Origin of the sequence: Paenibacillus pabuli, assembly GCF_039831995.1 — a bacterium.
Taxonomy (GTDB): domain Bacteria; phylum Bacillota; class Bacilli; order Paenibacillales; family Paenibacillaceae; genus Paenibacillus; species Paenibacillus pabuli_C.
Genome location: NZ_JBDOIO010000003.1, coordinates 667,933 through 682,582, shown reverse-complemented (window position 1 = coordinate 682,582; position 14,650 = coordinate 667,933). Strand labels below are relative to the sequence as shown.

The 14,650-nt window shown below is 43.6% G+C and carries 13 protein-coding genes and 1 pseudogene; 4 read left to right on the top strand and 10 right to left on the bottom strand.

The window, feature by feature from the left end:
* Positions 1-10: 10 nt before the first annotated feature.
* Both ABGV42_RS05200 and ABGV42_RS05195 read left to right on the top strand, forming a co-directional pair.
* Positions 11-649 carry a DUF2306 domain-containing protein gene (locus ABGV42_RS05200; RefSeq protein WP_347380696.1) on the top strand — a complete coding sequence of 213 codons (639 nt, stop codon included), beginning with the start codon at positions 11-13 and terminating at the stop codon, positions 647-649.
* Positions 646-1,470, top strand: a complete 825-nt coding sequence (locus ABGV42_RS05195; RefSeq protein ID WP_347380695.1) for a DJ-1/PfpI family protein — start codon at positions 646-648, stop codon at positions 1,468-1,470. The genes ABGV42_RS05200 and ABGV42_RS05195 overlap by 4 nt, the downstream gene beginning before the upstream one ends.
* A 97-nt stretch (positions 1,471-1,567) precedes the next feature.
* Here ABGV42_RS05195 and ABGV42_RS05190 read toward each other — a convergent pair.
* The 4 genes and pseudogenes from ABGV42_RS05190 to ABGV42_RS05175 all read right to left on the bottom strand — a co-directional run.
* Positions 1,568-1,701 (bottom strand): annotated as a pseudogene (locus ABGV42_RS05190) (cytochrome P450); the annotation flags it as partial.
* A 184-nt stretch (positions 1,702-1,885) separates the two neighbouring features.
* Positions 1,886-2,317, bottom strand: a complete 432-nt coding sequence (locus tag ABGV42_RS05185) for a universal stress protein (protein ID WP_347380694.1) — start codon at positions 2,315-2,317, stop codon at positions 1,886-1,888.
* Positions 2,318-2,319: 2 nt separating this feature from the next.
* Positions 2,320-3,555 (bottom strand): CynX/NimT family MFS transporter, encoded by a 1,236-nt coding sequence (locus tag ABGV42_RS05180; protein ID WP_347380693.1) that lies wholly within the window; start codon positions 3,553-3,555, stop codon positions 2,320-2,322.
* A gap of 209 nt (positions 3,556-3,764) precedes the next feature.
* A complete protein-coding gene (locus tag ABGV42_RS05175) occupies positions 3,765-4,331 on the bottom strand; it encodes a helix-turn-helix domain-containing protein (RefSeq protein ID WP_347380692.1) in 567 nt (188 codons plus the stop codon).
* Between the two features lie 283 nt (positions 4,332-4,614).
* On the opposite strand from ABGV42_RS05175, the gene ABGV42_RS05170 reads away from it, so the two are divergent.
* Complete coding sequence (locus tag ABGV42_RS05170; RefSeq protein WP_347380691.1) at positions 4,615-5,580, top strand: NAD(P)-dependent oxidoreductase; 966 nt, start codon at positions 4,615-4,617, stop codon at positions 5,578-5,580.
* A gap of 588 nt (positions 5,581-6,168) precedes the next feature.
* Here ABGV42_RS05170 and ABGV42_RS05165 read toward each other — a convergent pair.
* The 5 genes from ABGV42_RS05165 to ABGV42_RS05145 form a co-directional block, all read right to left on the bottom strand.
* Positions 6,169-6,915, bottom strand: coding sequence for a response regulator transcription factor (locus ABGV42_RS05165; RefSeq protein WP_347380690.1), 747 nt, complete (start codon positions 6,913-6,915; stop codon positions 6,169-6,171).
* A 25-nt stretch (positions 6,916-6,940) separates the two neighbouring features.
* Positions 6,941-8,668 carry a thiol reductant ABC exporter subunit CydC gene (gene cydC / locus ABGV42_RS05160; protein WP_347380689.1) on the bottom strand — a complete coding sequence of 576 codons (1,728 nt, stop codon included), beginning with the start codon at positions 8,666-8,668 and terminating at the stop codon, positions 6,941-6,943.
* Positions 8,665-10,470: a thiol reductant ABC exporter subunit CydD gene (gene cydD, locus ABGV42_RS05155; RefSeq protein ID WP_347380688.1), complete on the bottom strand. Its 1,806-nt coding sequence runs from the start codon at positions 10,468-10,470 to the stop codon at positions 8,665-8,667. Before cydD ends, cydC begins: the two co-directional genes overlap by 4 nt.
* 69 nt (positions 10,471-10,539) lie before the next feature.
* The gene (locus tag ABGV42_RS05150; protein WP_347380687.1) at positions 10,540-11,553 is read right to left on the bottom strand and encodes a cytochrome d ubiquinol oxidase subunit II; all 1,014 of its coding nucleotides are present in this window, start codon (positions 11,551-11,553) and stop codon (positions 10,540-10,542) included.
* Positions 11,553-12,917, bottom strand: a complete 1,365-nt coding sequence (locus ABGV42_RS05145) for a cytochrome ubiquinol oxidase subunit I (RefSeq protein WP_347380686.1) — start codon at positions 12,915-12,917, stop codon at positions 11,553-11,555. The genes ABGV42_RS05150 and ABGV42_RS05145 overlap by 1 nt, the downstream gene beginning before the upstream one ends.
* Positions 12,918-13,611: 694 nt before the next feature.
* Here ABGV42_RS05145 and ABGV42_RS05140 point away from each other — a divergent pair.
* Positions 13,612-14,046 (top strand): Rrf2 family transcriptional regulator, encoded by a 435-nt coding sequence (locus tag ABGV42_RS05140; RefSeq protein WP_347380685.1) that lies wholly within the window; start codon positions 13,612-13,614, stop codon positions 14,044-14,046.
* 53 nt (positions 14,047-14,099) lie between these two features.
* Here the strand turns inward: ABGV42_RS05140 and ABGV42_RS05135 are convergent, their stop codons facing one another.
* On the bottom strand, positions 14,100-14,462 hold the full coding sequence (locus ABGV42_RS05135; protein ID WP_347380684.1) for a VOC family protein: 363 nt from the start codon (positions 14,460-14,462) through the stop codon (positions 14,100-14,102).
* Positions 14,463-14,650 lie beyond the last annotated feature (188 nt).

The window sequence follows — 14,650 nt, the reverse complement described above, 5'->3', positions numbered from 1 at the left end:
TTGCGAACGGATGAAGAAACGAAAATCGTTATATCTATTGCTGGCCTGTGTCAGCATTCTATTAATACTACACGCCTTGGTGAAAAACTATTGGATCGATCCAGGTGCTTCGGGATTTTTAAGCCATAAGACCGGGCTGAAGCGTGAACTCAATCTCACGGTTTGGCTTAATGTCATGTACGTTCATGTTGCATTCGCATGTGTGACCATGGCATCGGGACTGCTTAACTTTTCGAATCGAATATTTGAAAGAAACCGCAGGCTGCATCGCATTAACGGCTATGTATATATCATATCCGTTCTGCTGGTTGTGCTAACTTCCGGATATATGGCCCCCTACGCGACAGGCGGCAAAATAAGCAGTATGGGATTCAATCTGCTGAATATGATCTGGCTGGTTATCACCATTACGGCGCTCCTTCAAATCAAGAGGAAAAGGATTATTCGACATCGCAACTGGATGATTCGAAGTTACGCCTTTTGCTTCACTAACATGTTGATCCATCTCATTACTTCCCTTTTTCATCAAGGATTCGGGTACGTTTACCCTACTAGCTACACCATCGGCGTTTACGGCTCTATTGCGCTACTACTAGTTATTCCTGAAATCATCATCAGAACAAATCGAAAGGAATGGGTATCAGGATGAAAAAAATACTTAGCTTATTCACGTCGCTAACGCTCGTTCTATGTCTATTATCCACCGCAGCAAGCGCAGAATCAAACAAGAATCCAGATCCATCCAAGGGTAAAAGCGTGCATGTACAAATCGTATTATTCGATGGGTTTGATCTGCTGGACGCATTAGCGCCATATGAAGTATTTGCTGCTGCCGGAATGTACACTGGTGGAAAAGTTACTGTAGAATTAGTATCTGTAGAAGGTAAGCGTTCGGTGCCGAGCGGGCTGAATGGACCTGCCCTCGATGCGCAAGATGTGTTAGACCCTGATCGTTCCGGAATTATTGTTGTTCCTGGCGCTTCGGGGAAGCCAGCGGGGAACACCGCAGATGCTATTCCCAACATATTAAGGCAGGCTAAGGATTCGGGATTAACAACGATGATGAAACAAGCTATGTATAATAAGGACGTTACGGTGGCTACCGTGTGTGGAGGTTCATTGCTGCTGGCTATGGATGGATTGTTGAAAGACAGATATGCAGTCACCAATCAGATAGGTATGGGTGCGTTAGTGGATCTCGGTGCAATTCCGGTCGACGCAAGAATCGTGGAAGATGGCCCTCGTTTGGTAACTGGCGGAGGTGTTACTTCCGGACTTGATGTGGCCTTGTATTTGGTTGAGCGTGAAGTCGGACCACAGATTGCGATTGTCATCGAGAAGTTATTCGAGTACGAGCGTAGAGGAACGGTGTGGCAAGCAAACGGCATACCGCCGATTAACTTTGAGACGAGCCAGGAAACGGCTAAAAAAGAGCAACCGTCTGCACCGGAGAAAAAAGTCGAGAAGTGAGGAATCGAGCATAAGTCGCAATGAAACATCTCGTTTCAATCTACTCGGCTATGAAACTGACTACTCCGGGGGGAAATAACGATTATAATCCGCAAAGGTAGGCATAATCTTTAACCAAGTCCATTTCACCTTTTAATTGAACTAGATCAAGTAATTCATCAGCTATCTCTTGTACACGCGAGCGCAAACTTTCCATTTGAAGGCTTTTGACACCAAATTTCGCAAACGAGTCTGGGTTTCCCGGACGGTGTTGATCGTTTTGGAGCACCGTTCCTCCCTCCATTCATCTTCAGCGTCAGCATTTGAACAGCTAATGGGATATAGAAACAGCGGCATTCTAGGACAATATCCTAGAATGCCGCTGTACGTTCCCCGTTAGTCTAACAATGCATCATCTATGCAGTTCCCAAAGGAGTTAATGCACAATGAGGACTGGGCAATTTGAAAGCTGTGAAACCTTGTGGCTGACACTTCCAAGCATCATTTCTTTTATGCCCCTTAGCCCACGGCTTCCGATAATAATAAGTTGCTGCTCGGTATCCTTTGCATAATTTAATATTTCATGTGCAGGATCTCCCTTAAGATGAACAGTTTCCGGGTTAATCCCCGCAGACTTTAATTTAGATTTGGCTTGTTGCAGCTGTTCCAGACTCGCTTTCTCCATTTCGTTCAGTATGTCTTCCAAAAAATTATCTGGTACAAATGTCATGCCGTTCGACACATAATCTTGGCTAACATTAACCAAGGTAACTTGAGTTTGTTTATTTTGGGCTATTTCAACGGTTGCATCAAGGAGTTTGTTCGTTATTTCAGCTTTATCAATAGCCACCATAATTTTGTCAAACATATTTATCGTCCTTTCCGTGGCAGTTCGTAACTATTTCGGCTACCTACAAAACGGTTGCTTGCTGCTCCTATACCGACTAAAAAGAGTAAGACCGATGCGCCAAGCAGAATGAAAAGTGGCAGGTTCCAACTATTTGTCACATCATGCAGATATCCTATAAGCGCAGGACCGATTGCGGCAAGAAGATATCCAATTGATTGCGCCATGCCAGACAGTTCCGCTGCTTGGTGCGCATTTTCAGTACGTAACCCGAAAAACATCATGGCCAAACTAAAGGCGAAACCTCCACCAATTCCGAGTATGATGATCCACAACAGAATGATATTGGAGCTTCCGTAAAGAAGTCCTAGCGTTCCCGTCAAAAGCAAAATGGTTGTGATGACCACTAACAAACGTTGGCTAGACATTCGCCCAGCAATAACGGGGACAACAAAGGTAAATGGAAGCATAGCTAACTGCATGATCGAGAGGTACCATCCAGATTGGTTGGACTCAATTCCTTGCTGCTTTAAAATTTCAGGCAACCATGCGATCAACACATAGAAAACCATGGACTGTATACCCATAAACAAAGTTACTTGCCAGGCAAGCGGGGATCGCCAAACATTCACATCGTTGCTGACCATCTGTTGACTCGTCATGGCTTTTTGTTTCGTTTGATTTCTTAATTGGGGTAACCAACAGAGGATCGATACAAAGCTTAGAATCCCCCATATTCCCAATGCTCCCTGCCATTTTAGCCCTGCGTTCATGGCTAGCGGTACACTGATTCCCGATGCGATTGCTCCACATAAATTCATTGAAATGGAGTAAACTCCTGTCATGGAGCCAATTTTATTTGGGAAATCCCGTTTAATTATACTGGGCAATAATACATTACAAACGGCAATTGCGAATCCAAGAACTGCTGTCCCAATAAACAGATTAACTGCCCCAGATAAAGATCGTATTACAATACCAACAGTCAGAAAGATTAGGGCAAGCAAAATGATACGCTCAACCCCATATCGTCGTCCTAATTTTGGTACTAAAGGCGATAATAAAGCAAAGGCAAGCAAGGGTACCGTTGTGATCAGGCCTGCTAATGTATTTGAAATATGAACGTCATCCCTTATAAGACTCACTAAAGGACCAACTGAGGTTAAGGGAGTTCGTAAATTAGCTGCAATAACAATAATGCCGAGAATGATCAGCCCTATAGAGGTTGGCACGAATTTTTTATTTTGTTTGTTCGGCATTCTTTTTTTCTCCTTCCTGTATTCATACGTACTATCTGTTTCTATTTGACAATAACCATCCGCGCGAATAACAAAAGTATATTATAATATATTTTATTTAACAATAGATATTTTATAATATACCGAATATTAGCTAAACAACAAAAATACAACTCCGAATTCACGCCATGAATTCAGAGTTGTATTTAATAAGTGGAAATTATCGACTTTTAGAAACCATATTTTAAGGATATATGGAGCACTGTTTCGCTTTCTGTATGGTTGGTATAAGAGTGAGGACAATCTGCACGAAAACTGATCGTATCATATTGATTCAATGTGTAAATCTCTCCATTGACTTGAATTTCAATGGAGCCAGTCATTACTGTCGCAATTTCAGTAGTATTCACATGATGACCTTCGGGGTGATACGAGCTATTTGGCTGTAAGTAAGCCCGACACATTTCAATATCGTTGCTTGCGTTTTTAAAAATGGGTTCAATGATCCAATTTTTTTGATCATTAGAAAATCGCAGTCCCTCGCCTGCTCGATACAAACTAACAGGTTTCTCTGATGTGAACAAAGCCAATAGCGGTAAAGATATGCCTTTTGAAATTTTCCATATAATCGCCAACGTTGGATTTGTTTCTCCACGTTCGATATTCCCCAGAGTAAGTTTGCTTACGCCCGTTAATTCCGCTAAGTCGTCTAAGCTCATATTTTTTTCTTTTCTGTACTTTTTCAAGGCACCGCCCATTTGTAATACCATTTGTTTTGATTCATTGACTTCATCCATTTAATATTCACCTCAACAATAAACTGTTATAGCTAGTATATTGTTTATCTAGATTCTTTTCCATACGATTAGTATTTGTTCCGTCACTAGCTTCTGCTTGAGTTTTACAACATTATACTTTATCTTTAAAATTATTATTAATTGAGGAGTCAAATGTTTTTTCACTGGAGAGTCCTCGTCCGGACTGCTCTTGAAACGCCAAGAACAGCGAAGTCTATTCCATTGCTTCAAAAGTTGTTTTAATATTATATATTACGTTAGGCTCAGGCATAGGAGAAAGCTTATGAAAGGTGGTTTAGCAATGAAGATTCTCATAGTTGGCTATTTTAGCGAGACCTCAAAATCAAATATTGCAAGGTATTTTCCGCAAGACTGGAACGTTGTAGTTGTCCCGCCCGGAAAAGAAATGCTGCATCATATTGAAGATTGCCAGGTAATCATTCCTGAACATATTAAAGTGGATCACAGCCTGCTTTCTAACGCAAAAAAATTAAAATTAGTACAGACAGGTGCGGGATTCGATAATGTAGATGTCTCTGCTTGTACACAGCTTGGCATTTGGGCGGCCAATGCTGCAGGAGTGAATGCGCAAGCAGTGGCCGAACACGTAATGGCATTGATATTTTCTTACTATAAAAACATACCGTTCCTTGACACCTTCATGAAAAACAAGATGGATGAACATCAATTGGACTATACCGGGAGCGAATTAAAAGAGAAAACGATCGGTATTATCGGTTTGGGCGCTATCGGAAAAAAAGTAGCTGCGTTTTGCAGGGCTTTTGAGATGAATGTGCTGGCTTATACGAGAAATGCCAATGTACAATCGGACGGTTTTGTGAAAATGACGGATTTCGATACTCTTATAAGCACATCGGACATAGTCAGTGTACATATACCCTTGAACCAGCAAACCAAACAGCTGATCAACAAAGCGACATTCAAGAAAATGAAGAATACCAGTCTTTTTATCAATACAGCCCGCGGCGGGATTGTCAACGAAAGAGACTTGATTGATGCATTAAAAAACGGGGATATTTCAGGCGCATGCCTGGATGTGTTTGAATCTGAACCGCTTCCTATTGACAGTGAGCTCCGGAATCTGGGTAATGTGATACTTACTCCCCATACAGCAGGAATGCCTGATGGTCGGAAATTTCATAAAAAAAGATATGATTTTTTTATAAAGAATATAAAACGTGTAGAAAATGGTGAAGAGCCTGAAAGCAAGCTCAATCAGTTATTATAGTTTTGGTGCAACAACAATGAGCTATCGGATGCAGCTTCGTGTATCTGGGTGCTTCCTGATAAATCCGAGCGGGGACGGGTGATGCCGCCGCCAGGCCAGCAATTGCACCGGGCCACTCACTTGGTTGTATCATGATGATAAAATCAAGGAAGACATATCTGATGGGGCCAGCTGCTTCGCAAGCCCCAGTCTAATACTCTATTTTCTTCATACAGTACCCACGCCAGAAAATAGAATTGTCTGTTTTGAAGTATATAGAGTTCTGACTGCAACTTTCATTTGCCACCTACCATTCCTCCTAAATCGGTATATAGATATACTCTATTAAAATTTCGAAGGAGTGGACACGACGTCTTACCCTGACACAACTCGGCAACCTATGAAGCATAAGGTTTTTCCTAGGGAAGGAGCCCCTTAGCCTTTGCTTACTCCACTCTCAGGTCATTTCTGGCAGATTTTCAAGGATCTACTGGAATATTCCGGGTTGATACCTCACCCTTTACTTGAACAAAAGCAGCCGATCAGATCACTATGGTCAGCTGCTTTTTGAGTTATTTAGCTATCACGTTTCCTACTTAATTTAATCATTTAGGATAGAACCTGATCAGGACTACGGAACATGTAGCCGTATCCCCATAAGGTCTGAATAAATTCACTGCCCTTCGGATAATCAAAGAAAGACAGCTTCTCCCTTAATCGTTTGATATGGGTATCCACCGTTCGATGGTCGTAAATCTTATGATGGGATGACTTCCATACTTCCCTTAGCAATTCCTCACGTGAAAAGGCTTTTTCCTGATGCGTAATCAAAAAATAGAGCAGATCGTATTCTTTCGGCGTCAGATGGACTTCGTTGCGTTGTACAAGAACACGCCGGGCTAAAGGTTGAATCACAATCTCGGCAATCAGAATTTCGCTACTTGAGGACGAATTGAAATCGAAAATATACGTCCCTTGCGTGCGAGCCATGATACTTCGAATACGCAATACGACTTCCCTCGGACTGAAGGGTTTGACCACATAATCATCAACCCCTGCCTTAAAACCTTCGATTCGATCCTTTTCTTCCGAGCGCCCGGATAGCATCATAATCGGAATACCCAGGTGATTGTGTTTCACGTATTTACAGATCTCAATGCCACTCATGTCGGGCAATAACCAATCTAGCACCATGAGATCGTATTCCCCATCGTTCATGTAGCAATTCCGAATGGCTTGTCCGCCACTGTCGGCCTCTTCTACAATGAAGCCCTCATTCTCCAGATATTTTTTCAGCAGCATTCGGACTCGCGTTTCGTCATCTACCAGCAAAATTCTTTTATGCCTAATGGTCATGTCTTACCACCTCCATTCAGATGCGTTACACTGCAGCTTCTCCAATCATTTGCAGCTCAATTTGCTTCATTTCATAAAAATATCCTTTCTTCTTCATCAACTCCGTATATGAACCCATTTCCACAATACTACCTTGCTCAATGACCACAATCTGATCCATTTCTTCCAAACCGATAAGCCGATGACAAATTAGAAGAAGTGTGTCTCCATCCGCTTGTTCGTACAGATGCTTCATGACGCGTTGTTCTGTCACGTAATCCAGCGAAGACGTCGGTTCGTCCAATAACCATAACCGCCCTTTGCGGAGCATGGCGCGAGCCATGGCCAAACGCTGCTTCTCGCCGTCCGATAAGTTCTCCCCTTTTTCAAACACTTCATCCGTTAATGTCATCGTCGGCAACTGCACTTTAGTGAGAATGTCTAATAACGTATCGTCAGCATGTTCTTCTCCATCAACCAAAAGATTGTCCCGGACCGTTCCCCGGAAAAAGTGGCTTTGCTGCAACACTACATTTGCCGTTTCCCAAACGCTCTGCTCATCCAACTCTTTCACCGAAACACCGTTTAACCGCACTTCGCCAGCCGTTGGTGCACGCAGTTTGAGCAGTAATTCGATCAGGGTTGACTTACCAGAACCGCTTGGGCCAACAATCGCTGTCTTAGAACCCGGTGAAATGTTCAGGGAGATGTCCTTGAGCGCTGGCCTCCATTCCCCTTCAAATTGAAACGTCACATCGGATAGCTCCATGGAAACAGCATGTTCATTAGACAATGTAGAGCTTGAGTACAATGACTGCACAGCAGAAGGCGGCATTGTTTCCGCCAATCGTTTAGCTGCGTGCTCACTATCTTGCTTATACGCAGGTAACGTGGCCATCGCCGCTGCTTCTTCAAATACGGTTAACGAGGCCATAACCAGCATAGCCAAAAATACCCCAGCAAGAGCCCCATCCATTATCAAATAGGCTCCAAGGGCCAGCACCCCCCAGGAAATAAGAAACGTAACAAATGCATGCAGGGATTGTCCACGCAACAAATGTTCGGCTGCTCGTTGCTGTTCGCTTGCCAACACAGCGGAAGTCTGCTGAAGCTGCTGCTCCCGCTTGGCCAATTGCCCATAAACTTTTAGATCCCGGAAACCATATAACACCTCTGTTACTTCCGTGGATAACAGCGCTCGCTGCTCGCGAACACGACCATGCATTTTCCGTTGTCCAAGCAGTACAATACCTGGTACAACCAAGGCCGTTCCCAACATCCCGAGCACAAACAAGCACGCGATCCAAAACGAAAAGGAAGCAGTAAACAGCATAGTGGCCAAAAAGACCATGACAACGATGATCGGCGGATAAGCGACACGCAAAAAATAATGTTGTAAGCTTTCCACATCCCCAACGATACGCGCAAGCAGATCCCCGCTTCTATTTTTGTTCAAAATCCCAGGCGTTAACGGAATCAGCTTGGCAAAAAAAGAGGTGCGTAAACGGCTAAGCATAGAGAACGTCGCTCGGTGAGAGTACAAGCGTTCTCCGTAACGACTAGCCGCTCGAAGGAATCCAAGCAATTTGACCAGTGATGTTAGTACAATTAAGGTGTATAGCGGTGGGGCAAATACCGTTTGCGAAATCATATATCCACTCGCGGAAAAGAGGGCCACACCGGCTATACCGGCAATAAATCCACCCAAAATTGAGAGGAAGATGTCCTTCCGCTCTCCCATCATTGCTTTTGACAAAATAGCTAACTCGCTCATGCTGAACCCCCTTTTCGTTGAACGTTGACCATTTCGGCATACGGAGACAAGCATTTCAATAGCTCGTCATGGCTTCCTGAAGCTACTACCTCTCCATGATCCATAAACAAAATCTTGTCGGCCTGTCGAATCGTATATAAACGGTGAGCCACCGTAATCATCGTCGCCGTCTTGGCTAAAGTTGCAATGGAACGTTGTAATACACGTTCGGTGTGCAAATCAAGCCCCACCGTAGGCTCGTCAAACAAAATGATGGCCGGCCGCTTTAAAAAGGCTCGCGCCAAGGCAAGACGTTGCTTTTCCCCACCGGACAGCCCGCGGCCCCCTTCACCAACTAAGGTATCAAATCCGTGTTCCAGTTGCGCGGCAATCGTTGCAAGTCCTGCTTGCTCCGCCGCCTGTTCGATTTCGGACCTGGTGACGTTACGACCAGCAGCAATCGCGATATTTTCAGCGAATGTGCCTGCAAAAATATATGGATGCTGCGTAATGTAGCTAATATGTTCGAACCATGCGGACACATCATGCTGTGAAAGCGGGTTTCCATTCACCATGATTACCCCCGACGTCGGTTTTAGCAAACCAGCAATGAGATGCAACAAGGTCGTTTTACCAGATCCACTTTTTCCAACAATGGCAATGTGTTCTCCAGGTCCAACCGAGATCCGTTCAGCCTGAAGTTCAAATGAACTGGATCCATACTGAAACCGGACTTTATTCAGTTCAATGGAGGGTGGCATTGGAATAAGCTCGGTAGGAGAGCCATGGTGTTCTTCCAACAGCTCGTTAGTATCGCTAGAGTACGTCTCTTCATGATCCATATGCTGCATAATTTCACTACCGTTGGTTTCCGCAAGCATCTTTTCAATCCTGCGAACCGCTCCCATACTTGTTCTTCCACTGTGAAAAGCCGTTCCCATATTCTTCAACAGACTGTAAAACTCCGGAACAAGCAGTAATACGAGAAAAGCAGTGTGGAACGACATCGTTTTGAAAACGAGCAACTGAATAGCCAGTTCGAGAGCAACAATACCGATACTTAACATGACGATCGATTCCAGCATGAACGTATTCGTAAACGCAACCCTCAAAATACCCATGGTTGCATCCCGATATCCTAGGCTGCTGCGTTCAATGACCTGCTGCTGACGCCGAGCCCGTCCAAATATTTTCAATGTAACCAGCCCTTGAAGCGAATCCAGAAACGTTCCAGAAAACTCGGCCAGTTGCGCATATTTTTCTTCGGATTTATTTTTCGTTTTCAGCCCCACCAAGATCATGAATAGGGGGATAAACGGAGCTGTAAACAACAGGATGAAGCCCGTGTTAGCATGTTGGAAAAACGTAACAATCAAAATCAGAATCGTAATCATTGCGACTTCCACCATACGAGGCATGTATTGACTGAAATAACTGTCAGCTTCATCGACGGCATCCAGCGCAAGGCTCACCTTTTCCCCGGTTTGTCCGTGAATGGCAAAAAGCATAGAATTCTGGGTCAATTGCTTCAACACGTCTGCTCGCATGTTCGTCTTGGCGGTGGCAGCCATACGTAAGCCGATTCTGCCGTTACCATATGACAATAGCGTGCGTACAGCCATAACGACTAACAATACACCGAGTAAACCGGTAACCGATGAAATGGAGGCTTTTTCCACGAATATCCTTTGGACTGTTTGTGCCAGCAATGCGGCCTGACTTACTATAGCCGCGCCCAGTGCAAGCGAAATGACTACGAGGTAAACGAGACGTTTTCGTTGCCCAGACATTTGTTGTGCGATCAAGCTTGTTTCTTTTTTCACATAACTCCCCTCCTCTATGTAAAACTCCTGCAAGGAGTCTTACCTCACCTACGATAATCATCGATCAGCTTACTTTTTACCTTTTACATAGTCCGCGTCAAACAGGAAAAGTCTGAACACCAGAAAAAGAGAAGGAATCAACAAACACATTCCGCCGATGAATACAACAACCAGCGCGAAGCCCATCGATGGTGCAGTGACGCTGCTCTGAATCGTAATATACGGGTCAAGGATATAAGGATACTGCCCAATCCCGTAAGCGAAAAAGGCGCAGAAAAATTGCAGCATAATGCATATGAAGGCTAAGCCATAGCGACGTCCGCTATATAACAGCCACATTGCAATCATAAAGAAAGCAACAGAGAGTGCAAGCAACCACCATAAATCCATCATATTTTGAAAATGTCGTTCATTGTGTTGACCCAAATAGATAAATGCAGTTAGTGCGATGATAATAGTCGGCGTACTCCAGAACAGTGCGTAAGTGCGCATCAATTTTAATGCACCCTGATCTTCTGCTCGGGAAGCGTAAAACGCCAGAAATGATCCACTTATGAACAGCACGGACACAATCGCCAGTCCAACAATGCTCCATGATAACGGATTGGTCAATAGCGCCCAGTAATCCAGAGAAACCGACTCACCGTGCTGAAAGATAAAGCCACCTTCAGACAGTGTCAAGGCTACTGACAACGACGCCGGAATAAGCAAACCCGACGCTCCGTATAAAAACAGATATACGAGGTTTTTTTTAGAGCCATAATTTTCAAAAGCATAGAACGAACCGCGAATGGCGAGCAAAATGACCGCAATGCTTCCTGGGACAATTAGCGCCGAACCATAGTAGTACGCCGTATCCGGAAAGAATCCAATTATGCCAATGTAAAAGAAAACAAAAAATACGTTGGTGATCTCCCATACGGGCGATAAATAACGCGAAATCAAGCGATTAATCAGATGGTCTTGCTTCGTCAATCGGGCATAAAAGGCAAAGAAACCTGCTCCGAAATCAATGGAAGCCACAATTAAATATCCGTACAGAAACAACCAGAGTACCGATATTCCAACCAACTCGTAATTCATTAAGAGTGCCCCCCCTTTGTTGTTGTTTTATCGCCCGCATGCTGCTTCCATTTCTCCATCTCGGTTTCCACCGGATTATTGTTGAACAAGCGCCGAAGGACGAGAACGCAAACGGTACCCAGTACGATGTACAGAAGAAGGAAAAGGAAAAATAGAATTCTCACACTTGGCGAGGTCGTAGCTGCCTCTTCAACGCGCATATATCCTCTTAAGATCCATGGCTGCCGTCCAAGCTCGGCGTAAAACCAACCTAGTTCAACGCCTAGAAAAGCAAGCGGCGCGCTCAAAGCAATCACTCGAAGTAACCACTTGTTGAGCTCATTTCTCTTTTTCCAAAATACAAACAGGAAATACAACAATGAAATGCCGAGCAAAGCGAATCCGATGCCTGCCATCAAGTCAAACAAATAATGCACCAAAAGTGGTGGCTGTTCATCCAGCGGAAATTCATCTAGACCGGTTACTTCCGCATTGAAATCACCATAAGCCAGAAAACTGAGAAGTTTAGGCAGGTGAAGTGCCCCAATAATTTCATGCTCGGCATTAAGCCAACCTAACAGAATCAAATCCGCGCCGCTTTCGGTCTCAAAATGCCATTCCGCTGCAGCCAGTTTTTCCGGCTGGTGCTCAGCTAAAAATTTGGCAGATACATCACCGGCTAACGTATTGAGCAATCCAAACACCATAACAACAGCCATCATAAGATTCAATGCTTTTTTGTGGTATCCAGTGACACCTTTACGAAGGATTGTAAAAGCTGCAATTCCCGCTAACAGTGCAGCTCCTGTCAAATAGGCTGAGCTTAATACATGGAACACCTTGGAGAACGTTGCCGTATTGAGCATCGCTTGCATCGGGTCAACGGCCGTGAATACTCCTCCTTCCATGGTGAATCCCCCAGGCTGGTTCATGAATCCGTTTACCGTCGTAATAAATACCGCAGACATTCCTGCCCCTGCCACAATGGGAATCGTTAGCAACCAGTGCTTGTAAGGATTTTTGAACCGGTCCCACGTATACAGATAAATGCCCAGGAAAATTGCTTCAAAAAAGAATGCGAACACTTCCATAAATAACGGAAGAGCAATAACATTTCCTGCCAGCTTCATAAAATTCGGCCACACTAAGGCCAGCTGCAGTGAAATCGCCGTGCCTGTCACAACCCCAACGGCAACGGAAATGACAAACCCTCGCGACCACCTTTTGGCCATCAGTATGTAGTGGGGGTCTTTCTTGCGGATACCGATGAACTCGGCAATCGCGATCATTAGTGGAACACCAACACCTAAGGTCGCGAAAATAACGTGAAACCCCAATGTCATTCCTGTCACCAGCCTGCTCCACAGCACTGTATCAATGTCCATTCCTTTGCTGCCTCCCTTCAAAATTCGTCAATCATTAGTAGGATATTGCACATGCCTAAGTTGACTTCTCCCTATTTACATCTAATAGCAGGTTCTGCCATATTCAACAGATTCGTTTTCTTGCGTTCAGCGCATCATCTACTTTCACACCTCTAGAAAGAGAAATTTTTCACAAAGTAAATGACAAGAAGGAGACCTGCTCCCTCAGTCTTCCTAATCTGTTCTTTGAATATGCTCAGCACATTGCAGAACCTGATATTTAAAATTATTATATCTTTGTCATTTAGCAATTCAATTGTGGTCACGCATTTGCCCCTAAACGTTCAAGAAAGGATCAATTCTTTCTGACATCTCGGTGAATAACTTAAAAACCACCCAATAGAGCTATTGATTGATTAAGCTTTACGTGATGTGTCACTACTCTAATGTTTGATATCTTATTATAAGTGCAGCATTCCATCAGCACCTTTAAAAAATTTACAATATACTGTTATTTTCACAGCAACCTGATAGGTGACACTTTTTTCTTGTCCCACTATTAGTGCCAGCCTTTATTCTTCGAAATAACTTCTTAATTCATGGAACCATAAAGTGCTTGCAAATGACTTTTGACCCTCTTGTGTCCTGCTGGAAAAACTGTTAATTGACCTGTTCTTTAAATGGAACTATACTGTGTAGCAAAGAAGGTGAGTAGATGAAACAAATAAGCAGTCGCTTTTCGATGGCAGTCCATATTCTCTCCATGATCACGCTGGACCCCATATATAGTACAGGCGATCGGATTGCCCGCAGCATCAATAGTAATCCTGTTGTAATTAGAAGGATTATGGCCCAGCTCAAAAAAGCCGGGTATATTGAAACAAAACCAGGAGTTGCGGGAGCATCTCTTCTGGTATCTCCTGATAGGTTAACCCTACTGGATATCTTTCAAGCGGTCGAATCCGTAGAAGGAAATCAGCTTTTCAATTTTCACAAGGATACTGACCCCAATTGTTCGGTAGGAATGAACATTGAATCGGTTCTATTACCCCAACTCTCTAATGCGCAGAAGGCCATGGAGCATGAACTGGCTTCTGTTTCCTTAGCTCAGATTGTGGAGCAAATACGGATGAAAGCAAATGCAAAATAAAGCTGCTCTTTTGGTAGAGTAGCTTTATTTTGCATTTTTTAATTTTTCACCAGTCAAAGAGTAGCTTGCGCAGGCTCTACATATTCAATAAAACTACCATCGGGATGTTGAACAAAAATGCTTGGACCAATAGGACCATACTGATCCCTTATAATAAGGGTATTTTGTTTTTTTAATTCTTCCTTCAATTCGTTCATGGAATCAACATACACCACAGCACGGAGTGATCTAGCAGGCTTCATGGCCTCGGGACTTCCAGAAACAATAACGTATGGGTATACAGTGGCTAAAGATAAGCCAGCTTCGGGAATATCCCAAGTGCGATCCATAGGTCGGTTAGCAAGCGACTCATAATAAGCAACGGTTGATTCCAGTTGCTCAGTAAAAACGGGGATAAAATGATTAATGATTTTCATGTTAGCCTCCAATTTTTTATTTTTTAATTATAACTACAATGGTTATAACTAGTTAAGTTATATACGATCATCTTGATCTTGTCAAACTTTTTGAGGGAGTATTCTCATGATATTATGTACTTGTTTCGTCTAATTGAGATCCGTTTGGTCACTCGCTTCCTGACAATAACAACGTTCTATGTCGGCTT